Raw genomic sequence first — 25808 nt, 5'->3', positions numbered from 1 at the left:
TTAACTTCGCACTTTACGGTAGATCCACAGCACCACAATGGCGCCAATGACCGCCACCACGAAACTGCCGAAGTTGAAACCATCAACTTTACCGAAACCAAACAGGGTACTGATCCAGCCACCGACAACCGCACCTACCACACCCAGCACCACGGTAATGATAAAGCCGCCGCCATCTTTACCCGGCATAATCCACTTGGCGATAATCCCGGCAATCAGACCAAAAATAATCCATGAAAGAATACCCATTTACTGCTCCTTACTTTATTAATCAATGTGTTCACCGCAACAAGTATAGCCGGGATTTTTTGATCTGCATCGCAATTCAGCACAGTAAATCATCGTTCGCAGGCTAAAGCTTAGCGAAGCGTCGCCGATAACAGACGAACAGCATTGTCAGTCGTGAAAATAATAATCGGATAAGTGGAGCAGGACGTGGGTGAAGCCGATAAAGAACAATACCTCAAGCGAGGCACGTTAGCTGTTTTAGGCGTGATGAAAGACCTGTTGCGTTTTCAAACCCTGTTGATGGTGAATTTTTCGCGCGGTCAATTTATCAGCCGCTTGCTGTCAGCCGATGAAGATCAGGTGATCTTTGACCTCGGCAGCAACGCGCTGGATAACGATTTAGCGCTGCAAGGTGGCGAAGTGAATATCGCCGCCGAAACGCACGGTGCCAAAGTAGAATTTGGTTTAACCGGTTTACAGCGTATTGAATTCGAAGGCTTACCTGCTTTTGCCGCTTCACTACCCGAACTGGTATGGCAGATTCAGCGTCGTGAATTTTTCCGCGTCAATGCGCCATTGGAACCGGTTTTTTATTGCCACAGCCAGTGGCCGGACGGTCGCACGGCGCGTTTCCGCCTGCAGGATCTCTCATTAGGTGGCGTGGGCGTGCTGCTGGACGAAGCGCTGCCGGAAGGCCTTAATCGCGGCGATACGTTTAAAAAGCTGCGCGTCGATCTGGCTGAATACGGTCATTTTGAGGTGACGGCTCAGCTGCTGCACATTGGTGAACGTACCGTGGTGACCAGCAAGAACGACACCCGTGTTACACCGCGCCTCAGCTTCCGCTTTACCGCCATCGAACCGATTCAGGAACGCCAGTTACAGCAGGTGATTTTTGCGCTGGAACGTTTGGCACGTGACAAGGCGAATCGTTTCCAGTAATCCCGCTGCGCATCGTGCAATCGTAGGGTCGCCATTCATGGCGACCGCCTGGTCAATGCGGCTGAAAACGGCAGCGCGCCACCGCATCCAGCCAGCCTTGATAATTTTCCTGCATGCTTTGCGCCTGTTCCTCACGCGGCATGATCACGCTGCCGCCCTGTAACGCCTGCATCTCACTGCCCTGCTGCCACCAGCCCAACGTGCGGCCCGCCAACAGGGCCGCACCCAGCGCTGAAACCTCTGGCGTCGGCACGCGTTTCAGCGGCCGCTGCAACACATCGGCTTGCATCTGCATCAACCAGCTATTTTCTGTGGCGCTACCATCCACGCACAACGCAGGAAGTTGCACACCGCTGGCCTGCTCCATGGCAAAAAACACGTCGGCGATCTGGAAGGTGATCGATTCCAGCGCCACGCGCGCCAGTACCTCTGGCGTTGCCGCATCGGTTAGCCCGCACACCATGCCGCGTGCTTTTAAATCCCACCAGGGCGCACCCAGGCCCGAGAGTGCTGGTACAAAATAAATACCCTGATTGTATTCGCTGCGCTGCGCCAGCGCGGTGAGCGCTCGCGGATCATTGATGCCCAGCATGCGGCCGAGCCACGCCGCACCGGAACCGGTGTGCGTAATGTTGCCTTCGAAGGCATAGCGCAGCGTGCCGTCGTGCCACGCCACCGTGGTGCTGAGGCCATTTTCCGTTAGCAGCGGCGTTGCCATCGACATCATCAGCGATGAACCGGTGCCGTAAGTGGCTTTGACCACCTCTTCGCTGCCGTTGCGCTGGGCTTGCAGCGCAGCGTGCGAATCGCCGATGCGTGACAAAATCGGCGTGCCGGGCGCTAAACCGGGAATATCATTGCGTGTTACCACGCCTTGCGCGCTGGCGGAGGCCACAATCTGCGGCAATGCCGCGCGCGGAATATGGAACAGCGCCAGCAATTCATCATCCCAGTCACCGCTGTGCAGATTGTAGAGTTGAGTGCGCGCCGCATTGGCATGATCGGTGACGAAGCTTTCGCCGTCGCTCAGCTGCCAACTGAGCCAGCTATCCACCGTACCGATGCAGAGTTCTCCCGCCTGCGCGCGTGCTAATCCATTTGGCAGCGTCGCGAGCATGCCAGTGAGTTTGCCGGCCGGAAACATCGGGTCGACCGCTAATCCGGTGAGTCCAGTGATGCGCGGCGCTTTACCCGCCACGCGTAAGTCGCGGCAAAAAGCCTCTGAGCGGCGATCCTGCCAACTCACCAGCGGAGTCAATGGCTCACCGTTATGTCGCTGCCAAATCAGCACCGATTCGCGCTGGTTGCTGATCGCCACCGCTGCTACCGCAGCACCTGAGCACTGTGCCAGGCAATCGCTTACGGCCTGTTTCACCGCCTGCCAAATCGCCAGCGGATCCTGCTCCGCCAGTCCGGGCTGTGGATGTTCCAGCGTCAGCGGCTGGCTACCGCGTGCCACCACGTTTCCGGCGCGATCCACCGCAATGGCTTTAGCGTTGGTGGTACCTTCATCAATTGCCAGTATTAACGAACCTGCCATCTTTACGCTCCTGCACAGATGCGCACTGCACTCTTCACCACGCTGGCGGCATCAATACCGTGACGCGCGCGGGTTGAGGCGCGATCGCCCGCAATCGCGTATTCGCCATCGGGGATGCCTAAACGCAACAGTGGAATGCCACAACCGCCTTCCGCTAACACTTCAGCGACCAAACTGCCGACGCCGCCGTTGACGTTGTGCTCCTCCACGGTAATCACCGCTGGATAGTGATTTAACAGCTCGCGCAGCTGTTGGGTATCACAAGGTCGAATCGATGGAATGGCGATCACACCCGCTGTAATGCCTTGCTCATGCAGTTGCTCGGCGGCGTGAACCACCTCGTGAACGGTGGAGCCCATCGCCACCAGTACAATGTCATGACCTTCACGTAAAACATCGATTTGGCCCGGACGGAATTGATAGTTTTCATCGTGCAGCTGTGGCAGATCTTTGCCATCGAGACGGATATATACCGGGCCGACGTGGGCCAGCGCATACTCAATAATCTGGCGGCACTCCAGCGGACAAGAAGGCGCATAGATTTCGATGTTGCCGAAGCCACGCATCACTGCAATGTCGTCGATGCTGTGATGGGTGCTGGCGAGCGGGCCGTAACTGGCCCCGGCATTCAGGCCAAACAGTTTGACGTTGGTATTGTTGTAGCAGACATCAACTTTGACCTGCTCATTGGCGCGAGAAACCAGGAACGGCGCGGCGTTACAGGTAACGGCGACTTTGCCACCAATCGCCAGGCCAGCGGCGGTGCCGACCAGCGTTTGCTCCGCGATGCCAACGTTGATCAGGCGATCGGGAAACGCCTTGATAAAAGGCGCAATTTTGGCGGTTGAGGTGGAATCGGCCACCACCGGCACTAAATCGACGCCGCGATTAACCGCATCAATAAATGCCTCGACCATTACTGTCGCCAGGTGTTTTGCATTACTCATCTTTCAACTCCTCCAGTGCCAACTCAATCTCTTCCCCTTTCGGTACGCGGTGATGCCATTCCGGTTTGCCCTGAATAAAGGAGATGCCGAAGCCTTTTTCGGTATGCGCCACAATCACCTGTGGCTTGCCGCCGTTACGCGGCAGGTTTTCGATGGCCTCCACCACAGCAGCCATGTCATTGCCATTGCACTCGCTCACGTCCAGACCAAAGGCGCGCCATTTATCCGGCAGCGGATCGGTGTTCATGATGTCGCGTGTGTGGCCCGCCAGCTGCAGCTTGTTCTTGTCGTTGATGATCACCAGGTTATCGAGGCCGTAATGCGCCGCGACCAGCGCCGCTTCCCAGTTACTGCCTTCTGCCAGTTCACCGTCGCCGGTGACGACAAAAATGCGTCGGTCGCTGTTATCTTTTTTCGCGGCCAGCGCAATGCCAACTGCCACGGGTAAACCGTGGCCCAGCGCACCGGTGTTCAGCTCAACGCCCGGCGTTTTTTGTCGTACCGGATGGCCCGGCAGGTGCGAATCTGAATGCTGATATGTCGGCAGCCATTCGGTGGGGAAATAACCGGCTTCTGCCAGCACGCAGTAATAACCACCCACCGCATGACCTTTTGACTGGATATAGATATCGCGCTGCGGATCGTTGGTACGATCGGGCGCGCAGTTAAGAATGCGGAAATAGAGCGCGGTGAGGATCTCCACCTGAGAGAGATCGGCACCGGTGTGACCGCCCGCCGGGCTGCCCGCGTTCAGCTGGATAATGCGGCGGCGCACGGCGCGCGCTTTCGCTGCCAGATCCGCTACCGAGTATTTGAAAGGATTCATAGACACCTCTGAATTTTAAAGCACGGATGAATATTTATTCACAATGAAGAAAAAAAGGTGCAGACAATCAGCGCCTGCACCCAACCGATTAACTTTTTGCCGGGCTACCGCCCTCCTCAATCAGCGCTTTCTGCGCCACTACTGCCGCTTTCTGCTGCATACGGCTCTGCATTTGGTCGATGATCACGGCCACGATAATGACGATGCCTTTGATCACCATTTGCCAGAACTCGCTAACGCCCATCATGATCAAACCGTCCGCGAGGAAGCCGATAACAAAGGCACCAATCAGCGTGCCGAGAATAGTGCCGCGTCCACCCGCCAGCGAGGTGCCGCCCAGCACCACGGCAGCAATCGCGTTCATTTCAAACGACGTCCCGTTCGCCGGATGGCTGGCCACCAGCTGTGACGAGACCACGATGCCGGCAATCGCCGCGCAAAAACCGGAGATGGCATACACCCAGATTTTTACGGACTTCACTTTCACACCCGAGAGCTCCGCGGCGCGTTCGTTATCGCCGATGGCGTAAACCTGGCGGCCAAACGGCAGACGTCGCGCAACGTAAGCGATCACCAACGCCAGTAGCACCATCATCCAGATGGCCCACGGCAAACCGAGGAAATAGCCCGCGCCAATCTTGTCGAATCCGGTATTTCCCAGCATGTCATTGCCCTGCAGGCCGGGAAACGTTTCGCCGCCCGAGGTGAGCATGGCCGTGCCGCGCAGGATGTACATAGTACCGAGCGTGCAGATGAACGGCGCCACGTTGTAACGGGTAATGATCCAGCCGTTTGCCGCGCCAATTATCCCGCCAATCAGCAATACAACCGGCACAATCACCCACACGCTGGGGAAGATGGCGATGCCAAACATCGGCAGCACAATGCCTTTGGTAATCAGCCAGCCGGCAATCATGCCGCACAAACCGAGCGTGGCACCGATCGAGAGATCGATACCTGCAGTAATGATGACAAAGGTGATGCCGAGTGCGAGGAAGGCGTTAATGGCGATGTGTTTCACCATGATCACCATGCTGCCGACCGCGAGGAAATCCGGCACCGTAATAGCGAAGAAACCGACAATCAAAAACAGCGCAATAAAGGTGCGCAGTTTTAGCAGCAGCAGAATCAGGCTTTCGCGTGAGTTAAAGGCTTTACCAGGCGATGCGAGCGCGAGCGCGCCGTTGTTTTTCATATCAGAACCCTTGTGCGCTTGCTTTAACCAGCGCCGCCTCTTCCGCTTCAGCGCGCGGTAGGTCAGCAGTCAATTTGCCGCCAGACATCACAATGATGCGATCGGCGACGGCCATGATCTCTTTCAGGTCGGAAGTCGAAAACACCACCGCAATGCCCTGCTCCGACAGCTTGACCATCATGCGGAACACTTCGGCTTTGGCTCCGACGTCAATACCACGACTTGGCTCATCCAGGAGCAACAAACGCGGATTGGTCAGCAGCGAACGGCCAATCACCACTTTTTGCTGATTGCCACCGCTTAAGGCGCTGATGGCAACGTCTGGCGAAGAGATCTTAATTGCCAGATTGCCCACAGTGCTGTTCACCACTTCGCGTTCGGCCTGTTCAGAAATTACAGTGCGATGTGAGAGACGTCGCCACAGGCTGGCGATGGTCAGATTACTCGCCACCGATGAGATGGGAAAAATGCCCGAGCGTTTACGATCTTCCGGTACCAGACTCATGCCCATGCGGATGCGTTCAGCGGTTGGCAAACGCGTGGGCAGCGGTTTGCTGTCGAGCCACAGCTTGCCGAGATAATTGCGTTGCGTGCCGAGTAGACACTCAAACAACTCGGTGCGCCCCGCGCCCATCAAACCGTAAATGCCGACGATCTCACCAGAACGCACCTGAAAACTGACGTCATCCACCAGCGTGTTGCCGTTGGGGCTGACGCAGGTAATGTGTTCCGCTTCCAACACCGCTGCACCAAACTGGCGATGCGTCGGCAGGAAGGTGTTAACCGGATCGCTACCGAGCATTTCATGCACAATCCACGGCACATCAATATCGCTAACCTGCGCTTCGGCCTGAAAGCGCCCGTCGCGCAGAATGGTTATCACATCGCCAATCGCCATCAGCTCTTCCAGCCGATGCGAGATATAAATGATGGAAACGCCCTGCCGCGTCAGCTCGCGGATTACCCGAAACAGGATCTCCACTTCGGTTTTGCTCAGTGCCGAGGTGGGCTCATCGAGGATCAGGATGTCGGCGTCTTCCGCCAGCGCTTTGGCGATCTCCACCAATTGCTGTTGACCGACTTTTAGGTTGCCGACCTTCTCATCCGGCGAAATCGGCTGATCGAGTCGCTGCATCAGCGCGGCAGTTCGGCGTTTCTGCTCGGCTTCATTAATGGGCCTAATGCCGCTCTGGATCTCACGGCCAAGGAAAATGTTCTCCGCTACGCTGAGGTTTTCAAACAGGTTGAGCTCCTGATGCACCATGCCGATGCCGTGGTGCGCGGCATCACGCGTGCTGTGAAACGCCACTTTGTTGCCGTTGAGGAACATTTCACCGCTGCTCGGCTGCTGCACGCCGGCGAGAATCTTCATCAACGTCGATTTTCCGGCACCGTTTTCGCCGATGATGACATTGACTTTACCGCGCCACACGCGGTAGTCCACCCGGTCCAGCGCTAACGTGCCGGGGAACAGCATCGACATCTGGTTGGCCTGCAGAATAATCTCGTCGCTCATTCTGGATTCCCCTGCTGCAGGTGAACCGCCACCGCATCATCCACCGTGCCCGCGCCCATACTCACCGCCAGCAGCGCCTGCGCCGGTTTGCCCACCCAGCTGGCATCCACCGTCGGCAGCTGCTTCACCGCATGGCGGTTGAGCGCTTTGGTCAGCTGCGCGTACTGCACCTGATTGGTGAACTCTTCGAAGCGGAATCCAGCTGCATCGCGAATGGCGTTGCCGCGCAGCACCGGGCCGATCAATACCTTCACCGGTTTACCGTTAATGGTGAGGGTGAGGCTGCGTTCCCGTTCATTGCTGTGATCAAATGCCGTCACCGTGCCCGACGCGCGCACAAACACGCTCTCGCTGCCGCCCGCTTTGACGGTGTGGCTCTTGGTTTCCATATCTGCCCAACTCAGCGCCTGCTTCTCTGCCGGCTGCTGCACGCGGCTGGTCCAGCTTGATTCCGCGATCTGCTGCGGCGTTTGATCGCTGTACCCCGGCTTGGCATGAGGATCTTTCGGCATGATGGGCTTGCCGTCTGCATCAAGATCCACCACGGTGCAGGCGGCTAACATCAGCGTCAGCAGCGCGACCAACATGCCGCCCAGCGCTTTCCCCTTCATGCCGACCTCCACCTTATTGCGCCAGCTTGAAGGTTTTCAGCTTCGAGGCGTTGCTGTCGTCAATTAGCACGCAATCCATCAGCTGCTTCTCTTCTTTCTGCGCTTTACCATTCTTCAGGTAATAATCCACCTGCTCGACGGCCATTTGCGCCTGATCCCAGCCCGGCTGCAGGACGGTGGCTTTGATGTTGCCTTTATTTATGATGGAGTCACGGGTGTAATCGCTGCCGTCAAAGCCGACAATGATCACATTGGTTTTACCGGCCGCTTTCAGCGCCGCTTCCGCACCCAGCGCCATGGTGTCGTTACCCGAGATCACACCAACGATGTTGGGATTTTTCTGCAGGATGGTTTCCATGCGGCTGAAGGCTTCGGTCTGGCTCCAGTTGGCACTCTGCTGTGCCACCATTTTCAGGTCGGGATAATCATCCAGCACGTCGTGATAACCCTGTGAACGTACGCCTGCGTTGGTATCCGACTCTTTGCCCAGCAGCTCCACATAATCCCCTTTACCGTTCAGCAGTTTGGCGAACTTCTCCGCGCCGAGCTGCGCGCCCTGATAGTTGTTGGAGACGATCTGAGCCACGGCGATGCCGGTTTTGTTGATTTCGCGGTCGATGAGGAAGGTCGGAATACCCGCGTCTTTGGCTTTTTGTACCGGGCCAACCGTGGCATCAGCGCCGGCGTTATCCAGGATGATGGCTTTGGCTTTGCGCGCAATGGCGGTTTCAATCAGCTGGTTTTGCTTGTTGACGTCATCGTCATGCGATGCCACCAGCGTGGTGTAACCGAGCGCTTTGGCTTTTTCCTGCGCACCGTCGGCTTCGGCTTTAAAGAATGGGTTGTCATGCGATGGCGTAATGATGGCCAGCAACCCCTTATCCGCTGCCAGCGACGCCGCTGACATCATCATGATAGAAGCAAGTAGAGAGACTTTGAGGACAGAGGCTTTCATTTGTTATCTCCGATTGAATATATATTCAATTGCGATTTTATATGCATAATGACTATGCGCTGGCTTTCTGAGCACGTCCAATGCCCAATCGTCAAAAAGCGAAAACGATCACAAAATGTTCTGCGTTGTTATTTATGACCGGCTGATTAACAATACCAGGCAGATTAAGAGAGAGAAAAAACCATGGCAAAACAGGATGAACAGCGGCTGATGGTGAAAATCGCCACGCTTTATTATGTGGAAGGCAGGAAGCAGTCCGACATTGCGCAACTGCTGAAGCTGTCGCAATCCTTTGTCTCGCGCATCCTCAATCGCAGCGTGAAAGAAGGGGTAGTAAAGATCAGCGTGGTGCCGCCGGCCAATGTGTTTCCCGAACTGGAAAAAACCCTTGAGCAGCTTTATCAACTGCCGCAAGTAATTGTGGTGGATGTGCCAGATCAGGCTTCTGCGTTGCAGATCAAACAGGCGATCGGTTCCGCCGCCGCGCACTATCTGGAAACACGTGTGCGTGCCGACGAGCTGATTGGGATCTCTTCATGGAGCGGCACGATCCGTGCCATGGTCGATGCCCTTCATCCGTTGAGCGCGCCGTGTAAAGGGGTGATTCAACTGCTGGGTGGCGTGGGGGCCAACGGCAATGTGCAGGCCACTATACTGACACAGAATCTTGCGGCACTGCTGGATTGCCCGGCGTGGCTGCTGCCATCGCAATCGATTGAACATTCGGTGCAGGATCGCCAGCGTTTGTCGGTCAATCCCGATGTGGCGGTGGTACTGGAGAAGTTTGATCAGGTGGATCTGGCGATTGTCGGCATCGGCGATCTTGAGCCCTCCGCCCTGCTGCGCAATTCCGGCAACTATTACGATGGTGAGATGCTACAAACGCTGGCCGAGCGCGGTGCGGTGGGCGATATCTGCCTGCACTATTTCGACGCCGATGGTCAGCCAGTGCTCAGCGCGGCAGAAGATCCGGTCATCGGCATGGAGTTAGAGCAGGTGAAACGCTGCCCGCAGGTGGTGGCGTTAGCGGGCGGCAAAGAGAAGGCCCAGGCGATCCGCGGTGCGTTACGCGGCGGTTACGTACAGGTGTTGATTGTCGATTATCCGACGGCGAGATTATTAGCAGAGGGTTAGCGTGGTGCGGTTGTTGATAAGGTCGCTATGAATGGCGACCCTACGAACATCAACCGATGGTGCGATAGGCGGTGGTGACTTTCCACAAATAGCGCGGGGCCTGCGCCGCTGGATGCTTGTTCTGCACGTGCTGGTAAAACTCATTCGGCGTCATGGAATTGATCATCGCAATGGCGCGGTCGCGGTCACGCGAGAAGGTGCGCAGCAAGGCGCCCGCACCGTTGGCATAGGACACAATGGTGGCGTAACGCAGGGTCAGCGGATCGCGGATACCGGCTAACGCGGAGTCCTGCAGGATTTTAAGGTAGGCCGCGCCGATATCGATGTTCTTCGCCGGATCGCGCAACTCAGAAGAGGAAGGCTGACCATGACGGCCCTGAGTGCGATAGACTTCGCGGCCCGCAGTAGAGGCCTTGATTTGCATCAGACCGACCGCATTGGAACGGCTCACTACGGTGGGATTGCCGCCGGATTCGACACTAATAATGGCGCTGATTAACTTCTCATCAACGCCATAATGACTGGCGGCATCTTCGGTAAACATTGACCATGCATCATTCACTTTCGACGGCGGTGCCTGGGTTAACGGCGTATTCTTTTCGGGCAGTGCCGGTTTTTCCGGCTCGCTTGAACAGCCAGCAAGCAGCAGTGCAGAAAGCATAAGTAGGCGAATTTTCACTGATTTTTGGTTCCGCAATAAGGTTGGCGCAAGCTATCATACCTGGCGCAGCGCGATGCAAAATTACCGTTTATCCTAAATCGTTAAAAACCCTTACGCTACCGTGACTGCGATAACGTATTTCGTCATCATCGGCCAGCGACTCTAAGCAGGATGGAAGTTATGGTTACGCCCCGCACACTACGTCTCATCGCCCCTTCAGGTTATTGCCACAATCAGGATGCCGCCGAGCGCGCGGTGGATCGTTTAGAGACCGCAGGTCATCACCTTGAGAACCTTTCAGCGATCGCCCGCCGCTATCAGCGTTTCGCCGGTGATGATGCACAGCGGCTGAATGATATCAATACGTTGGCAACTTTGGATGCCCTGCCCGATATCGTGCTGGCGGTACGTGGCGGCTATGGTGCCTCACGATTACTGGATAAGATCGATTATGCGGGCCTGCAACGTCGCTTGCTTGAACAGCCGGTGGCGCTGTGCGGACACAGCGATTTCACCGCGATTCAGCTGGCGTTACTGTCGCATAGCGGGCTTATTACTTTCAGTGGCCCGATGCTGGCCGGTAATTTCGGCGCAGAGACATTATCTGATTTTACCCTATCGCACTTTTGGCAAACGCTAACATCACCTACAGTTAATCTGAGTTGGCGCAGCGAAAGCCCGGACCACGGTCGCTGGCAAGGCACCTTGTGGGGCGGCAATTTAGCGATGATTTGCTCGCTGATTGGTACGCCGTGGATGCCGCAAATCGAAGGCGGCATTTTGGTGATCGAGGATGTGAACGAGCATCCGTTCCGCATCGAACGGATGCTGATCCAGCTGCAGCAAAGTGGCATCTTGTCACGCCAGCAAGCGATTATTACCGGCAGCTTTACCAGCACCACGCTGTCGGCGTACGACAACGGTTTTGATTTTGCCACCGTGTGGCAGCGCATCCGTGACGAGTTCCAGATTCCGGTGATCAGCGATCTGGCTTTTGGCCACGATGCCGATACTGTGACATTGCCGCTCGGTGCCAGCGCCACGTTGCAGATTGAGAAGGGAGAAGCACAGTTCGCCTTCACCGGCCACCCGACATTGCGCTAACGTTTTGCCGCAGGAGACCGACATTGAAGCCACTGTACGACGACTTGTGGATCTCCACCCCAGAATTCCCCGCTGAAGAGACGGCGAGTGATTTAATGATGCATGGCTTTATGCTGTGCCATCCACGTGGCAATTTATTGATTGGTCGCGTGGAGCATCCGCTCGACCATGAATTCATCAATGATGCCGGCGGTATTATTCGCCACTATTTCACCCACTGGCATGAAGCCGCGCCAGGCGCAATCGCTATTCAGCAACGCTTTAATAGCGCGCTTTATTGTCACAGTCGTTCGCTGGGTCCGGTCAGTTTGGTGATTGAGCCTGACGAAACCTTCACCCAGCAAGAGACGCACTTCGGCGATTTTCACCTGTTGCCAACGCCCGGTCATACGCCCGGCAGTAGCAGCTATCTCTATCACTCGCCGCTGGGCCACACGTATCTTTTCGTTGGCGATACGCTTACCCGCGACTACAACCGCTGGATCAGCGTGCTGATGCCGGAAAGTAATCCCACCGAATTGCAGCAGTCGCTGGAGCTTTACCGCTCATTGCGTCCCGATGTGGTGTTAATGAGCACCACGCGCGGCCATCTTTCATGGGCAAAAGTGAACTTGCAGAGCTGGCTCGCAGCGATTGATGAGGCGGAACAGTCACCGCTGGATCTGCGCCAACGGCAACTGATTTAAGTCACGAGTGAGGACGTGCGCTGTCGTCGTAGCGTTCCAGCGAAAGAATCTGCGCGTCACGTTGATCGGTGCGGCTACAGGGCAGCAACTTGTTGCTGTTGGCATAGACGAAGAAGGTTTCATCGTTATTTTTATTCACGATTAGCTGATCGCCATTGCGAAAACGGGTGATGGCGACTTTGTCACCGCCTTTCAGGCTGGTACGCTGCTGTCCGGCAGCAATCTGGAAATGGCGCGTGGGCCACATTAAAGTGCTCAAACCATATTCGGCACGCGATACCGTCATAGTGGGACGACCGGGACAGGTGATTTGATATTCGGTTTCGCTCCAGGCGGGCGCAATCTGACAAGCCAGCACGCCAACGGCCATTATTATCGCCTTCATTGGATTCTCCGCTGAGGTTACATGATGATTTCGTTGGTATTTTCTACAGAAGGGTAGCACATATTGAATGCCAGGCAGCAGAAAGATGAAGACGTAATGGCATTGCTGCTGCGGTAAGTCTTTCGACTTAACAGCAGCAATGCCATTTTACAGAGTACGCGACGGGATGGTAGGGAAGAGGAAACTACTCAGCAGCCACTTGTGCCGCGACTAACATCAATGCCAGCCCGGCCTCGTCGGCATCAAAACGCTGCATTACTTCCTGGATGGCCGCTACGCAGTTCATGACCTGCTTTTTTTTGTCGGCTTCTAATTTGTCAATCGCGTGCTGAAGAATCATTAAACTCGCTTCTTCTTCTTTCATTCATTTACCCTTGTTTTGCTTACCTGATGCGCAACGCTGGCAAGAATACCGTTTCTCTGCTACTAAAGTCACCCCTTAACATTCCTTCCGCTTAACGATTATACAAATGACAAATGGGAAGCAGCGTCAGACCTGCTATGATCCACTTACCAGTACGCATTGGCGTGCCATTGCAAACCAGGGAAAGAAGCAGGTGCTCATGTGGCGAATTACGGTTGTACTCACCCTTTTAGTTTTAGCTGGCTGCAGTTCCTCGCCGAAAGGTGTCGATTGTCCGGGCGAAGTGTCGACGATTTATGGACAATCGATGGGCAATACCCAAGCGCGCATCTTTGATTTGGTGAGCGCCTTCGCTGTGTCGCGCGATGGGGTAAAAGTGCAAAGCGGAACGTTGCACTCCACCGATCGTTTTCAATATGTGCCCTCGGCCGTCACCGCTGAAGGCCTGTACGCGCAGCGTTTGTCGGATAAACAATTCCGCCTGATCAATCCCTATCAGAACACCATGATCACCTGGACGTGCCCATAAGCCGTGCGTCGCAGCGCGAGATGGTTTATTGTCTGCCCATCTCACGCTGCGGACCTGCATGATGGAAAAAAGTCTGGATAACAACGGCTATATCGATTTCCCCTTCCCGGCCACCACCAATACCAATGGCACGCTTAATCCCTGTGGATTTGACCTCACGCTGGAAACCGATCGTATTGATGAAATCAGCGCAGGTAAACATTCCGAAAATATGCGGCGTCTGCTGGAAGAGGTGAATTTGCAGGATGGCTTGTTTATGACGCTCGCCTGCGATTGGCAGCAGCGTGAAGATGGCGTGTGTGGTTTTATCGACGTGGCGTTTCGCCCGACAATCGCTGGCTTCAACACGGAAGAGACGCAAAATCTCGATCGGGCGTTTGAGATCTACCTGAGTCGGCAAGAGAAGCAGCACAATATGCAGAGCGGCACGCTAGTCAATTACGCACGTGCCGTGCTCGATTGGGGCTGGTCACCGCTGCAGCAGCGCCATCTGCGCTATGAGAAAGTGACCATACGCTATTATTGCCAGCAAGCCGATGATGCCGAATGGTGTTTTGATCATCTGCGCCACTTTTTGGTCAGCTGGTATCCGGCTTATCGTGGAAACGAATAGCTTTCTGCAAGAGACAGAATTTTCGCGTACTGCAAACTGCTGTTACAACCTTTACCGCTGCGTCATTTGCTGACTACAGTTTCTCTGACTACGCTTTACAGGACATTCACCACTATCAGGGAGTTATTATGAGCGACAAAGCGGAAGCAAAATTGAATGAAGCGGCAGGTGCCGTACAGGAAAAATTTGGCGAATTCACCGGCTCACGCCGCCAGCAAGCTAAAGGCGCGGCGCGTCGTTACCCGGCTCAGGCCAGCTATGCGGTTCAGGACGCAGCGGATTGTGTGGTGAAATCGGTACGCGATAATCCCGCGACCGGCCTGGCAGTTGCAGCCAGCATTGGTGTGATTGTCGGTTTTCTGCTCGGACGGAAATAATCCGTCAAAACGGGGCCGTGCTGGCCCCGTTACTCGTTATTCTGTAACGTTCAAGCCTGCGAACGCCGCGCCTTATAGCGCGCAACCATGGTCATCAGCGCCTGGTATATCAATCCCGCATACAAGCTCATCACGATTACCATGCCAAACTCTTTACCCTGCGCCTGCCACGACACAAACCACATAAAAACGCCCCACAACAGGGAAAACAGCAACCAGCCTTTGACGAACTTGATGACACCTTGCATACCACCTCCTAAATCGTAAGCGTTGAAGATAGCGGGTTAATGGGTAAGACACACTGTCGCTAACGCTTAATTGCTATCGATTTCAAATTTCTGCGAAAGGGAATGTAAACCAGAGATGATGTAGACTATTGCGCACGCGTCGTATATCGCCTTCGGCGTGTTTATGTTTGAATTCCCGCCAACACTGTCCGGCATGTGGTTGAAATGAATTACTTAAGCAAGATACAAAATTTTATTGAGGGCAACACGGTGCTTTCGGCCGCTTTTAGCCTGCTATTACTGATGTTTGCCGGCATGATTGCTCATCTTATCTGTAAATTCTTTATCGTTAAGGTGGTCAGAAAGGTGTTCTTCAGCACGCACAAGAATCAGGTGCCGCTGGATAAGGACGTCAGGCTGTCGGAGAAGCTCTCCAACTTTATCCCGGTGATCACGGTTTATTACCTGCTGCAATTTATGCCGGATTTACCTGAGCATTTGCTGATAGCGATAAAGACCATCTGCGGCATTTTGTTCTTCGTCTATTTATCGCTGTTCTTTACCGAAGTACTGGAGATTGTTAATAACTCCTATTCGAAAAAAGCCAAACGCAAGAATCACTCGATCAAAGGTTATATTCAGGTCGGCAAAATTCTGGTGCACATTATTTCGGCGATCATGATTCTGGCGATTATGTCGAATAAATCGCCGGTGATTATTATCTCCAGTTTGGGTGCGGTCGCGGCGGTATTGATGTTGGTGTTCCAGCACACGCTGATGTCGCTGGTGGCCAATATTCAGGTTTCATCAAACGATGTGTTGCAACTTGGCGACTGGATTGAGATGCCGGATAACGGCATCAGCGGCGAAGTGATCGATATCGCACTGCACACCATCACCATTCGTAACTGGGACAATACGCTGTCGCGCATCCCCACCAAAAACTTCCTCACGGAAACCTACACCAACTGGCAAGCGATGTTCTCTTCGGGCGCTCGCCGCATCATGCGCAGTTTTCATCTCGATCAGATGTCGATACGCTTTCTCGATCACGACATGGTGCAGCAAATGAGCCAAATCCGTGGCGTCAGTGAGCAACTTTCAGCACTGATGGATGGCCGCGATAGCAATGCAGTAGGCGAACGCTGGTTTGCTGAAAACGGCATTACCAATTTGACGGTATTTCGTAAATACCTGACGGCATGGCTGTCGCAGCGCGATGATATCAAAAAGGACATGTATATCGTGGTGCGCGCCATGAAACCGTCGCCTGAGGGCTTACCGGTTGAAGTGTATTGCTTCACCTCGTCAGTGCTGTGGGTGGATTACGAGAACTCCCAGTCGGCTATATTCGAATATATTTACGCGATAGTAGGTCACTTCTCGCTGCGGATGTACCAGCAGCCGGGCGGCAGCGATTTCTGGCGGTTGTCGCAGGAGCGGGCGCAGTTGGCCAAACCCAATGAGCAGCAAGTCGATTGATGCAAGCCATCAAAACGGGAGCCCATGGCTCCCGTTATTTTTTTGATAATGAGTGAATGCATTTCGCTGAAGACATGACTGAGAAAACGTTGATTTTACAACTTTATTTATTCCACCTCAGCATGTAAAATTCCCATCCATTTTGAATATAATGATGTCGCCATGGCTAACATTTCAGTATGTTAAAACTCTTCTCTCGTTTTTTATCCGTTGGCATCATTAACACGTTGATACATTGGATGGTGTTTGCCGCTTTGTATTCTATGAATACTCGTCAATGGCTGGCTAATCTAATGGCTTTCAGTGTCGCCGTGACATTTTCATTCTTTGCTAATGCACGCTGGACCTTCAAAACCGAAGCCACAACACTTCGCTATGTAATGTTTGTTGCTTTTATGGGCATGATGGCTGCAGGTATTGGCAGTTTTGCCGATCATACGCAAATCAATCCGATTATTACGCTTATTTCATTTTCTCTATTAAGCTTAATATTTGGCTTCATCTATTCAAACTTTATTGTTTTTAAGGTGAAAAAGTGAAAATTTCTCTGGTTGTTCCCGTTTTCAATGAAGAAGATGCCATTCCCCTATTTTACCGTACCGTTAAAGAAAAACTCTCTTCTTACGATCTCGAAATCATCTTCATTAACGACGGCAGTAGCGATAAAACAGAGCAGATTATTCAGTCACTTCGGGATGATGACGAGTCTGTGTTAGTCATTAGTTTAATTCGAAACTTCGGTAAAGAAGCCGCACTGCTCGCAGGCATTGAACATGCGAGTGGTGATGCAGTGATTCCGATCGACGTTGACCTTCAGGATCCTATTGACGTGATTCCCCTGCTAATAAAAAAATGGCAGGAAGGCTGGCCGATTGTATTAGCAAAACGCATTGATAGAAGTAGTGATAGTCATTTTAAGCGTCAAACTGCCGCATGGTTTTACAAGCTACACAATAAAATCAGTTCACCAAAGCTTGAGGAGAATGTTGGCGATTTCCGCTTACTTTCCCGCGCCACAGTAGAAAACATCAAGCTGTTGCAGGAACGAAATCTGTTTATGAAAGGTATTCTAAGTTGGGTTGAAGGTGATGTTGCCATCGTAGAATATAGCCGCTCAGCGCGCGTCGCAGGAAAACCCAAGTTTAACGGCTGGCGACTTTGGAATCTGGCTCTTGAAGGACTAACCAGTTTTTCAACCTTTCCGCTAAGAGTTTGGACCTATATTGGGTTTATGGTTGCAGCGTTGTCTTTCCTTTATGGGGCATGGATGATTATTGATAAAATAATCTGGGGAAACCCTGTAGCAGGTTATCCATCATTGCTGGTATCAATACTCTTTTTAGGTGGAGTTCAGTTAATAGGGATAGGTGTATTAGGTGAATATATTGGCAGAATATATATTGAAACCAAACATAGACCTCGATATATAAAAAAGGAAACAAATGACTAACATATTTAGAAGCAACCTCAAAGTTTATATTTTTTTAGCTGCCGCTTTGTTTGCCTGCTACAGTCCTGTTTTTCTCTCAAGCTATGCTTTTTCTGATGATTGGTACTATTTGTTCAATTCTCAGAGTGATCCCGCAAGCATTTTTAAGTGGGACGCCCTTTCAGGAAGGCCAGCATATGGCGCTTTGCGCTTCCTGTTCTCTTTCCTGATATTCAGTGTCGATTCATTAATACTGCTAAGGTTGTTATCTGTTTTTACTCTCATAATACTGAGTTGTTATTTATACAGATTCATCACTGAGAGAGAGATTCTAAGAAATAATTTTCAGCGAGTGATATTCTCTTTAATAATTTGTTTACTGCCCTCTTTTCAGGTATTCAACGCCTGGTCGGTGTGTTTTCCGTTTGTCACATCTATTCTTCTTGCGGGATTAAGCTACTCGGCCCTCACTAAATTGCGTGGTTTTATCGGAATTGCCTTGTCAGCCTTGCTGATTATCCTGTCCTTTGCTATTTATCAACCCACCGCAATGTGTTTCCTTTTTTTTGCCTTTATGGATACCTGTCTAACCGCACGGAAAGTCGAAAAAAAGCAACTGTTGCGCATTTTTGCCATGATATTCTTTGGCATGTTGATGGCATTGATATTAGCCAAATCTGTACCGCAGCTGTTGTTTGGCGAGACACTGTCAAGAAGTAACATTACTTTTGACGTGGTTGGAAAAATAAAATGGTTCTTTGCTGAACCCTTAAAAAATGCCATCTGTAATTTTGATACCGGCAGAAAAGCATTATCAATCATTATTTCTCTCTTCTTTATATTCATTGGATTGAATAAGATTAAAGATCATGGCAAAGAGAAAGTCGTGTTATCTTTGCTGTTCGCTATTGCAGCTGTGACACCAAACTTGCTCGTCACAGAGAGTTGGGCAGCTTACCGCACTATAGTGGCGATCTCATTGATTACCACATCCTGTTTCCTGATCGGGCTTTTCTTTATTATCGATAAAACCAGATATTCACGTTATATCACTATTTTGCTTCCTGTCGCTGCCGGATTACTCGCAGCCAGTAATATTAACGAGGGCTTTTCTTCGCCTCAGCAAAAAGAATATGCGCTTTTACAGGCCGAGATCACTAAAGTCGTCCCAAAAGAGTTTGATGGCGCCCTTTACTACCGATTGAATACTGAAAATTTGCCTAAAATTGCAAAATCATCGAAATATGATGAGTTTGGTTCTTTATCTTTGGGTATGCCCTGGACATTTGCAGGTATGGCATTCACCGTGAAAAAAGAGACGGCGATGAATTTCATTCTACCTATGTCACCTGTGCTTACCGGTAATGAGAACTGCACAGGCAAGTGTATGATCATTGATGCTCAGTCGGTGCTGGCAATGCAGTAAATTTAAGTCGCGGTAACCGCGAATTGTAGATTAAAAAAAACGGGAGCCATTGGCTCCCGTTATGCTTTCTGCCTGAAGGGCAAATTACATGTTGCTGATGATTGCGTCACCAAACTCTGAACATTTCAGCAGCTTAGCGCCTTCCATCAGACGTTCGAAATCGTAAGTCACGGTTTTGTTAGCGATAGCGCCTTCAACACCTTTCACGATTAAGTCAGCCGCTTCGAACCACTCCAGATGACGCAGCATCATTTCTGCTGACAGAATCACTGAACCTGGGTTCACTTTATCCTGACCTGCATACTTAGGTGCCGTACCGTGGGTCGCTTCGAACAGTGCACATTCGTCACCGATGTTCGCGCCAGGGGCGATACCGATACCGCCAACCTGAGCCGCCAGGGCATCAGAGATGTAGTCACCGTTCAGGTTCATACAGGCGATTACGTCGTATTCAGCTGGACGCAGCAGGATTTGCTGCAGGAAGGCATCGGCGATCACGTCTTTAACGATGATCTCTTTACCGGTGTTCGGGTTCTTGAACTTCATCCACGGGCCGCCATCGATCAGCTCGCCGCCGAACTCTTCTTTCACTAACTGGTAGCCCCAGTCTTTGAAAGAACCTTCGGTGAACTTCATGATGTTGCCTTTGTGAACCAGGGTCAGAGAATCACGATCGTTGGTGATGGTGTATTCAACCGCTGCGCGCACCAGACGTTTAGTCCCCTCTTCCGAGCATGGCTTAACGCCGATACCACACTGCTCAGGGAAGCGAATTTTCTTCACGCCCATCTCTTCGCGCAGGAACTTGATCACTTTATCCGCTTCTGGCGTGCCCGCTTTCCACTCGATACCGGCATAGATATCTTCTGAGTTTTCTCGGAAGATCACCATGTCGGTCTCTTCTGGACGCTTAACCGGGCTTGGTGTGCCTTTGTAGTAGCGAACTGGACGCAGACATACGTACAGATCCAGCTCCTGACGCAACGCAACGTTAAGAGAACGAATACCGCCACCGACTGGGGTGGTCAGCGGGCCTTTAATAGCAACGCGGTATTCTTTGATTAAATCGAGGGTTTCCTGCGGCAGCCAGACATCCTGGCCGTAGAGTTCTACTGATTTTTCGCCGGTGTAAATTTCCATCCAGGAAATTTTTCGCTCGCCGTTGTAGGCTTTCTTCACAGCGGCATCAACCACTTTCAACATTACCGGGGAAACATCAACGCCGATACCGTCACCTTCAATGTAAGGAATAATCGGGTTATTCGGAACATTCAGTTTTCCCTGATCCAGGGTGATTTTTTGACCTTCCGCCGGAACAACTACTTTGCTTTCCATCAACCTCTCCTTCGAGCGATTTTTTGTTAATGATTTGTAAGATGCGGGTCAATACTACTTGATTATTTCCGCTACGCCAATCACCGTAGTTTCGCGCTATAATGCGCCGAATGTTTCTGACTGCAAAGCCCATGCGAAAAACTTCTCAACGAATTCACCAGGATAAGCGTGCGAACGCCCCGGTACGTAAGCCCATGCGCCGCGATGCCCGTCCACAAGGCCCAAGACGCGTCATACTCTTTAACAAACCATTCGATGTTTTACCGCAATTTAGTGATGAAGCTGGACGCTGCACGCTGAAGGATTTTGTGCCGGTAAGCGATGTTTATGCCGCAGGCCGCCTCGATCGTGATAGCGAAGGTTTGATGATTTTAACCAACGATGGCGCACTGCAGGCCGCGCTGACGCAGCCCGGCAAGCGCACCGGGAAAGTCTATTTTGTGCAGGTGGAAGGGTCACCGCAGGAATCAGATTTATCCCCATTACGCAGTGGCGTGACGCTGAAAGATGGCCCAACTTTGCCGGCGGGCGTGGAGTTAGTGGCCGAGCCTGAGTGGCTGTGGCCGCGCCAGCCGCCGATTCGCGAGCGCAAAGCGATCCCCACTTGCTGGTTGAAAATCACCCTGTTTGAGGGGCGTAACCGGCAGGTTCGCCGCATGACGGCACATATCGGTTTTCCGACGCTGCGCCTGATTCGCTTTGCGATGGGCGAACATCAGTTAGGCGATTTGCCGCCGGGTGAATGGCGCGACATCAGTGCAGCCATTTAATAACTTTTAGTTAACAATTTCGGAGGAAGGATGTTTAAACCTCATGTAACCGTCGCCTGTATGGTGCAAGCACAGGGACATTTGCTGGTGGTCGAAGAGCGCGTGCATGGCCGCATCACCTGGAATCAGCCCGCCGGGCATCTTGAAGCCGATGAAACCATTCTCGAAGCTGCACAGCGTGAACTGTTTGAAGAGACCGGCATCGACGCCCAACCCGAATATTTCCTTGGCGTACAGCAGTGGATTGCGCCGGACGATACACCTTTTGTGCGTTTCCTGTTTGGCCTCGATTTGGCCGAAAAAGTCGAGACTTCGCCGCACGATCGTGACATCGATTGCTGCTGGTGGCTGCCGCCAGAGCAGATTCTAACGGCCAATCGCCTGCGTTCGCCGTTAGTGGCAGAAAGCGTGCGGCTGTGGCAACAAGGCGAGCGATATCCTCTGCAACTGGTCGCGCCGTTCCAGTGGCCGTTTCATGAGGGTGCGCGCCCCGCTTCTGCATGATAGAATGCGCCGCCTGTTTTTATTGTAATTTAAGAGTGCGTCATGTCTGACAACAGCCAGAAAAAAGTGATCGTCGGAATGTCCGGCGGCGTCGATTCTTCCGTTTCCGCCTGGTTACTGCAACAGCAGGGCTATCAGGTAGAAGGCCTGTTCATGAAGAACTGGGAGGAAGACGATGGCGAGGAGTATTGCACCGCCGCCGATGATCTGGCCGACGCACAAGCCGTGTGTGACAAACTCGGCATCAAACTGCACAAAATCAACTTCGCCGCTGAGTACTGGGATAACGTGTTCGAACACTTCCTGGAAGAGTACAAAGCCGGCCGCACGCCGAACCCCGACATCCTGTGCAATAAAGAGATCAAGTTCAAAGCCTTCCTCGAATTCGCGGCGGACGATCTCGGCGCAGACTTCATCGCCACCGGCCACTATGTGCGCCGTCAGGATGTTGACGGGCAAAGCCGTCTGCTGCGCGGCCTCGACGGCAACAAAGATCAGAGCTATTTCCTCTATACCTTGAGCCACCAGCAGATTGCGCAAAGCTTGTTCCCGGTGGGCGAACTGGAAAAACCAGAAGTGCGCCGCATCGCTGAACAGCTCGATCTGATCACCGCGAAGAAGAAAGACTCTACCGGTATCTGCTTCATCGGCGAGCGCAAGTTCCGCGACTTCCTCGGCCGCTATTTGCCTGCGCAGCCGGGCGAGATTGAGACCGTTGACGGCGACATCGTCGGTGAGCATCAGGGTTTGATGTATCACACGCTCGGCCAGCGTAAAGGCCTGGGCATTGGCGGTCGTAAAGAGAGCAATGACGATCCCTGGTATGTGGTCGACAAAGATGTGGCGCGTAATCGCTTGATCGTCGCGCAAGGTGGCGAGCATCCGCGCCTGATGTCCGTGGGTTTGATTGCCCAACAGCTGCACTGGGTCGATCGCCAGCCGATCACCGCCCCACTGCGCTGTACGGTGAAAACGCGCTATCGCCAGACCGACATTCCATGTGAAATCATTCCACATGGCGACGACCGTATTGAAGTCCGTTTTGACGAGCCGGTTGCGGCCGTCACGCCAGGCCAATCCGCCGTGTTCTATCTCGGTGACGTGTGCCTTGGCGGCGGCATTATCGAACAACGCCTGCCTCTGGCAGAAGCCTAAGGTCGGCGCTGCCCGACGCGATGACAGGAGTTAAGCGTGGCTAAGAACTATTATGAGATTACGCTGGCGCTGGCGGGCGTATGCCAGGCCGCCCATGTGGTGCAACAGCTCGCGCAGCAAGGACATTGCAATAACGCGGCACTGAATGTGTCGCTGCGCAGCCTGATCGATCTCAACCCCGGCTCGACGCTGGCGGTGTTTGGCAACGATGAGGCCAATCTGCAGTTAGGCTTAGAAACGTTGATGGCCGTGCTGAACAGCAGCAACCGTAAAGGTGCTAGCGCGGAACTGACCCGTTATACGCTGAGCATGATGGTGCTGGAGCGTAAGCTACACGGCAATAAAACCGCGATGGATATGCTGGCACAGCGCATTAGCCAACTCGACCGCCAGTTAGCGCATTACGAGCTGGAATCGGACACCATCACCAGCGCGATGGCCGGCATTTATGTGGATGTGATTAGCCCGCTGGGCCCGCGCATTCAGGTAACGGGTTCGCCGCAGGTATTACAGAATTCACAAGTGCAGAGTAAAGTGCGTGCCGCCCTGCTGGCCGGTATTCGCTCTGCGGTGTTATGGCAGCAGGTTGGCGGTGGCCGTCTGCAGCTGATGTTCTCGCGCCAGCGTCTGCTGGGCGAAGCCAAAACCATTTTATCCCGCCTGGGCCCGGCGTATTAAGCGCTGCCCTGGCATCATTGTTAAACGATTCAGGAGTTGCACTGATGGAATTATCCTCTCTGACCGCCGTTTCACCTGTCGATGGTCGTTACGGCGATAAAGTCAGCCCACTGCGCGCCATTTTCAGCGAGTTCGGTTTGCTGAAATTTCGCGTTGAGGTTGAGGTTCGCTGGTTACAAAAACTGGCTACGACTGTAGAGATCAAGGAAGTTCCTGCATTTGATGCCGACGCAAACGCTTTCCTTGATGCCATTGTCGCCAATTTCAGCGAAGAAGACGCGGCACGCATTAAAACCATCGAGCGCACCACTAACCACGACGTTAAAGCCGTGGAGTATTTCCTCAAAGAGAAAGTGGCCAATGTGCCCGCCTTGCATGCGGTGTCTGAATTCATCCACTTCGCCTGCACCTCAGAAGATATCAATAATCTGTCTCATGCGCTGATGCTGGAAACCGCACGTCGCGATGTGATCGTGCCGTTCTGGAACCAGCTTATCGATGCCGTTAAAGGTCTGGCGCACGAATACCGTGACATTCCGCTGCTGTCGCGCACCCACGGCCAGCCCGCGACGCCGTCGACCATGGGTAAAGAGATGGCGAACGTGGCGTACCGCCTGGAGCGCCAACTGCGTCAGCTGAGCAAGATTGACGTACTGGGTAAAATCAACGGTGCGGTCGGCAACTACAACGCCCACATCTCTGCTTATCCGGAAGTGGATTGGCATCAGCTGAGCGAGCAGTTTGTGACCTCGCTGGGCATCACCTGGAATCCGTACACCACGCAGATTGAGCCGCACGATTATATCGCTGAACTGTTTGACTGCATCGCGCGCTTCAACACCATTCTGATCGACTTTGATCGTGATATCTGGGGTTACGTCGCGCTGAATCACTTCAAACAAAAAACCATCGCCGGTGAAATCGGTTCTTCCACCATGCCGCACAAAGTGAATCCGATTGACTTCGAAAACTCCGAAGGCAACCTTGGCCTGGCCAACGCGATGATGCAGCATCTGGCCAGCAAACTGCCGGTTTCACGCTGGCAGCGCGACCTGACCGATTCTACCGTGCTGCGTAACCTGGGCGTAGGCATCGGCTATGCGCTGATCGCCTATCAAGCCACGCTGAAAGGCATCTCTAAACTGGAAGTGAACCGCGATCGTCTGCTGGATGAGCTGGATCATAACTGGGAAGTGCTGGCTGAGCCGATCCAAACCGTGATGCGTCGTTACGGCATTGAAAAACCGTACGAGAAGCTGAAAGAGCTGACGCGCGGAAAACGTGTTGATGCCGCAGGTATGCAGACCTTTATTGACAGTCTCGACCTGCCGGAAGAGGAAAAAGTGCGTCTGAAGCAGATGACGCCAGCCAACTACCTCGGCCGTGCAATTCAGATGGTTGATGATTTGAAGTAATGCGTTAACCAGGCGCGTTTCGCGCGCCTGGTTGTTCTCTGGTTTAGCTGCCTTCGCATATACTCTTTCCAACATCACTACGTTGGAAGCTAAGGAAATACTATGCGTGTTCTGGTTGTGGAAGATAACGCGCTGCTGCGACATCATCTCGCCGTGCAGTTGCGTGAAATGGGCCATCAGGTCGATGCCGCAGAAGATGCCAAAGAAGCGGATTATTTCCTGCAAGAGCATATCCCCGATATCGCATTGGTGGATCTCGGTTTGCCCGATGAAGATGGCATGTCGCTGATCCGTCGCTGGCGCACCGATGCCGTTCGCCAACCGATTCTGGTATTGACCGCGCGCGAAGGTTGGCAAGCCAAAGTTGAAGCGCTGGAAGCCGGGGCCGACGACTACGTAACCAAACCGTTCCATATCGAGGAAGTTGCCGCCCGTTTACAGGCGCTGATGCGTCGTAATAGCGGACACGCTTCGCAGATTATCTCCATGCCGCCGTTCCAGGTCGATCTGTCACGCCGCGAACTGACGGTGCAAGACGAACCGGTGAAACTCACCGCTTTTGAGTACACCATCGTCGAAACATTGATTCGTAACGCCGGTAAAGTCGTGAGCAAAGATTCGCTGATGCTGCAACTCTATCCCGATGCTGAATTGCGCGAAAGTCACACCATCGACGTGCTGATGGGTCGTCTGCGCAAAAAAATTCTTTCACTCTATCCGAGCGAAGTGATTAACACCGTGCGCGGCCAGGGCTATCGCTTTGATCTGTGATTT

30 protein-coding genes are annotated in these 25808 nt (G+C 53.0%); 17 read left to right on the top strand and 13 right to left on the bottom strand.

Annotated elements, in window-relative coordinates:
- On the bottom strand, positions 1-249 hold the full coding sequence (locus AC6I8K_RS07760; protein WP_008102737.1) for a GlsB/YeaQ/YmgE family stress response membrane protein: 249 nt from the start codon (positions 247-249) through the stop codon (positions 1-3).
- Between the two features lie 186 nt (positions 250-435).
- Here AC6I8K_RS07760 and AC6I8K_RS07755 point away from each other — a divergent pair, with 186 nt between their 5' ends.
- Positions 436-1170, top strand: a complete 735-nt coding sequence (locus tag AC6I8K_RS07755) for a flagellar brake protein (protein WP_483817209.1) — start codon at positions 436-438, stop codon at positions 1168-1170.
- A gap of 52 nt (positions 1171-1222) precedes the next feature.
- On the opposite strand, the gene AC6I8K_RS07750 is transcribed toward AC6I8K_RS07755, so the two are convergent.
- From AC6I8K_RS07750 to AC6I8K_RS07720, 7 genes are all read right to left on the bottom strand, one after another.
- A complete protein-coding gene (locus tag AC6I8K_RS07750) occupies positions 1223-2710 on the bottom strand; it encodes an FGGY family carbohydrate kinase (protein ID WP_497826480.1) in 1488 nt (495 codons plus the stop codon).
- A gap of 2 nt (positions 2711-2712) precedes the next feature.
- Positions 2713-3657: a transketolase family protein gene (locus AC6I8K_RS07745; RefSeq protein ID WP_064740932.1), complete on the bottom strand. Its 945-nt coding sequence runs from the start codon at positions 3655-3657 to the stop codon at positions 2713-2715.
- Positions 3650-4483: a transketolase gene (locus tag AC6I8K_RS07740; protein ID WP_064740931.1), complete on the bottom strand. Its 834-nt coding sequence runs from the start codon at positions 4481-4483 to the stop codon at positions 3650-3652. Before AC6I8K_RS07740 ends, AC6I8K_RS07745 begins: the two co-directional genes overlap by 8 nt.
- An 88-nt stretch (positions 4484-4571) precedes the next feature.
- Entirely contained in the window at positions 4572-5678 is a 1107-nt protein-coding gene (locus AC6I8K_RS07735) for an ABC transporter permease (RefSeq protein ID WP_497826479.1), read from the bottom strand.
- A gap of 1 nt (position 5679) precedes the next feature.
- The gene (locus tag AC6I8K_RS07730; RefSeq protein WP_483817206.1) at positions 5680-7194 is read right to left on the bottom strand and encodes a sugar ABC transporter ATP-binding protein; all 1515 of its coding nucleotides are present in this window, start codon (positions 7192-7194) and stop codon (positions 5680-5682) included.
- Positions 7191-7805 carry a DUF2291 family protein gene (locus AC6I8K_RS07725; RefSeq protein WP_497826478.1) on the bottom strand — a complete coding sequence of 205 codons (615 nt, stop codon included), beginning with the start codon at positions 7803-7805 and terminating at the stop codon, positions 7191-7193. The genes AC6I8K_RS07730 and AC6I8K_RS07725 overlap by 4 nt, the downstream gene beginning before the upstream one ends.
- A 13-nt stretch (positions 7806-7818) precedes the next feature.
- Positions 7819-8760, bottom strand: a complete 942-nt coding sequence (locus AC6I8K_RS07720) for a D-ribose ABC transporter substrate-binding protein (RefSeq protein WP_064740927.1) — start codon at positions 8758-8760, stop codon at positions 7819-7821.
- 183 nt (positions 8761-8943) lie between these two features.
- Between AC6I8K_RS07720 and AC6I8K_RS07715 the strand changes: the two genes are divergently transcribed.
- Positions 8944-9894 (top strand): sugar-binding transcriptional regulator, encoded by a 951-nt coding sequence (locus AC6I8K_RS07715; protein ID WP_483817204.1) that lies wholly within the window; start codon positions 8944-8946, stop codon positions 9892-9894.
- Positions 9895-9943: 49 nt separating this feature from the next.
- On the opposite strand, the gene emtA is transcribed toward AC6I8K_RS07715, so the two are convergent.
- Entirely contained in the window at positions 9944-10573 is a 630-nt protein-coding gene (emtA, locus tag AC6I8K_RS07710) for a membrane-bound lytic murein transglycosylase EmtA (RefSeq protein WP_073991703.1), read from the bottom strand.
- 162 nt (positions 10574-10735) lie between these two features.
- Between emtA and ldcA the strand changes: the two genes are divergently transcribed.
- Positions 10736-11659: a muramoyltetrapeptide carboxypeptidase gene (gene ldcA / locus AC6I8K_RS07705; protein WP_497826477.1), complete on the top strand. Its 924-nt coding sequence runs from the start codon at positions 10736-10738 to the stop codon at positions 11657-11659.
- A 23-nt stretch (positions 11660-11682) separates the two neighbouring features.
- A complete protein-coding gene (locus AC6I8K_RS07700) occupies positions 11683-12345 on the top strand; it encodes an MBL fold metallo-hydrolase (RefSeq protein WP_064740923.1) in 663 nt (220 codons plus the stop codon).
- Position 12346: 1 nt separating this feature from the next.
- Here AC6I8K_RS07700 and AC6I8K_RS07695 read toward each other — a convergent pair whose 3' ends face one another.
- Both AC6I8K_RS07695 and AC6I8K_RS07690 read right to left on the bottom strand, forming a co-directional pair.
- Positions 12347-12730, bottom strand: coding sequence for a hypothetical protein (locus tag AC6I8K_RS07695; protein WP_497826476.1), 384 nt, complete (start codon positions 12728-12730; stop codon positions 12347-12349).
- A 184-nt stretch (positions 12731-12914) separates the two neighbouring features.
- The gene (locus AC6I8K_RS07690; RefSeq protein WP_064740921.1) at positions 12915-13094 is read right to left on the bottom strand and encodes a hypothetical protein; all 180 of its coding nucleotides are present in this window, start codon (positions 13092-13094) and stop codon (positions 12915-12917) included.
- A gap of 199 nt (positions 13095-13293) precedes the next feature.
- Between AC6I8K_RS07690 and AC6I8K_RS07685 the strand changes: the two genes are divergently transcribed.
- The 3 genes from AC6I8K_RS07685 (at position 13294) to AC6I8K_RS07675 (ending at position 14613) form a co-directional block, all read left to right on the top strand.
- On the top strand, positions 13294-13623 hold the full coding sequence (locus AC6I8K_RS07685; protein ID WP_064741212.1) for a hypothetical protein: 330 nt from the start codon (positions 13294-13296) through the stop codon (positions 13621-13623).
- Between the two features lie 61 nt (positions 13624-13684).
- On the top strand, positions 13685-14236 hold the full coding sequence (locus tag AC6I8K_RS07680) for a hypothetical protein (protein WP_064740920.1): 552 nt from the start codon (positions 13685-13687) through the stop codon (positions 14234-14236).
- Between the two features lie 128 nt (positions 14237-14364).
- Positions 14365-14613 (top strand): CsbD family protein, encoded by a 249-nt coding sequence (locus AC6I8K_RS07675; protein ID WP_007891510.1) that lies wholly within the window; start codon positions 14365-14367, stop codon positions 14611-14613.
- A 50-nt stretch (positions 14614-14663) separates the two neighbouring features.
- Here the strand turns inward: AC6I8K_RS07675 and AC6I8K_RS07670 are convergent, their stop codons facing one another.
- Entirely contained in the window at positions 14664-14861 is a 198-nt protein-coding gene (locus AC6I8K_RS07670; protein ID WP_483817201.1) for a DUF6404 family protein, read from the bottom strand.
- 204 nt (positions 14862-15065) lie between these two features.
- Between AC6I8K_RS07670 and AC6I8K_RS07665 the strand changes: the two genes are divergently transcribed.
- The 4 genes from AC6I8K_RS07665 to AC6I8K_RS07650 all read left to right on the top strand — a co-directional run bounded on the left by AC6I8K_RS07665 (position 15066) and on the right by AC6I8K_RS07650 (position 19177).
- Positions 15066-16322, top strand: a complete 1257-nt coding sequence (locus AC6I8K_RS07665) for a mechanosensitive ion channel family protein (RefSeq protein WP_483817200.1) — start codon at positions 15066-15068, stop codon at positions 16320-16322.
- A 179-nt stretch (positions 16323-16501) separates the two neighbouring features.
- Positions 16502-16861, top strand: coding sequence for a GtrA family protein (locus tag AC6I8K_RS07660; protein WP_483817199.1), 360 nt, complete (start codon positions 16502-16504; stop codon positions 16859-16861).
- A complete protein-coding gene (locus AC6I8K_RS07655) occupies positions 16858-17772 on the top strand; it encodes a glycosyltransferase family 2 protein (RefSeq protein ID WP_497826475.1) in 915 nt (304 codons plus the stop codon). Before AC6I8K_RS07660 ends, AC6I8K_RS07655 begins: the two co-directional genes overlap by 4 nt.
- Complete coding sequence (locus tag AC6I8K_RS07650) at positions 17765-19177, top strand: hypothetical protein (protein WP_497826474.1); 1413 nt, start codon at positions 17765-17767, stop codon at positions 19175-19177. The genes AC6I8K_RS07655 and AC6I8K_RS07650 overlap by 8 nt, the downstream gene beginning before the upstream one ends.
- An 84-nt stretch (positions 19178-19261) precedes the next feature.
- Here the strand turns inward: AC6I8K_RS07650 and icd are convergent, their stop codons facing one another.
- A complete protein-coding gene (gene icd / locus AC6I8K_RS07645) occupies positions 19262-20512 on the bottom strand; it encodes an NADP-dependent isocitrate dehydrogenase (protein ID WP_064740914.1) in 1251 nt (416 codons plus the stop codon).
- Between the two features lie 131 nt (positions 20513-20643).
- Between icd and rluE the strand changes: the two genes are divergently transcribed.
- The 6 genes from rluE (at position 20644) to phoP (ending at position 25805) form a co-directional block, all read left to right on the top strand.
- On the top strand, positions 20644-21282 hold the full coding sequence (gene rluE, locus AC6I8K_RS07640) for a 23S rRNA pseudouridine(2457) synthase RluE (RefSeq protein WP_497826473.1): 639 nt from the start codon (positions 20644-20646) through the stop codon (positions 21280-21282).
- A 30-nt stretch (positions 21283-21312) separates the two neighbouring features.
- A complete protein-coding gene (locus AC6I8K_RS07635; protein ID WP_497826472.1) occupies positions 21313-21786 on the top strand; it encodes an NUDIX domain-containing protein in 474 nt (157 codons plus the stop codon).
- A 42-nt stretch (positions 21787-21828) separates the two neighbouring features.
- Positions 21829-22941, top strand: coding sequence for a tRNA 2-thiouridine(34) synthase MnmA (mnmA, locus tag AC6I8K_RS07630; RefSeq protein ID WP_064740911.1), 1113 nt, complete (start codon positions 21829-21831; stop codon positions 22939-22941).
- Between the two features lie 36 nt (positions 22942-22977).
- Positions 22978-23619 carry a high frequency lysogenization protein HflD gene (hflD, locus tag AC6I8K_RS07625; protein ID WP_497826471.1) on the top strand — a complete coding sequence of 214 codons (642 nt, stop codon included), beginning with the start codon at positions 22978-22980 and terminating at the stop codon, positions 23617-23619.
- Between the two features lie 44 nt (positions 23620-23663).
- Complete coding sequence (gene purB / locus AC6I8K_RS07620; RefSeq protein ID WP_483817195.1) at positions 23664-25034, top strand: adenylosuccinate lyase; 1371 nt, start codon at positions 23664-23666, stop codon at positions 25032-25034.
- A gap of 102 nt (positions 25035-25136) precedes the next feature.
- The gene (gene phoP / locus AC6I8K_RS07615) at positions 25137-25805 is read left to right on the top strand and encodes a two-component system response regulator PhoP (RefSeq protein WP_064740908.1); all 669 of its coding nucleotides are present in this window, start codon (positions 25137-25139) and stop codon (positions 25803-25805) included.
- Positions 25806-25808 lie beyond the last annotated feature (3 nt).

Source organism: Pantoea sp. X-Soil-ISGK-421 (assembly GCF_059730785.1).
The sequence above is the reverse complement of the archived record's forward strand: the minus strand, read 5'-3'. Positions and strand labels throughout refer to the sequence as shown.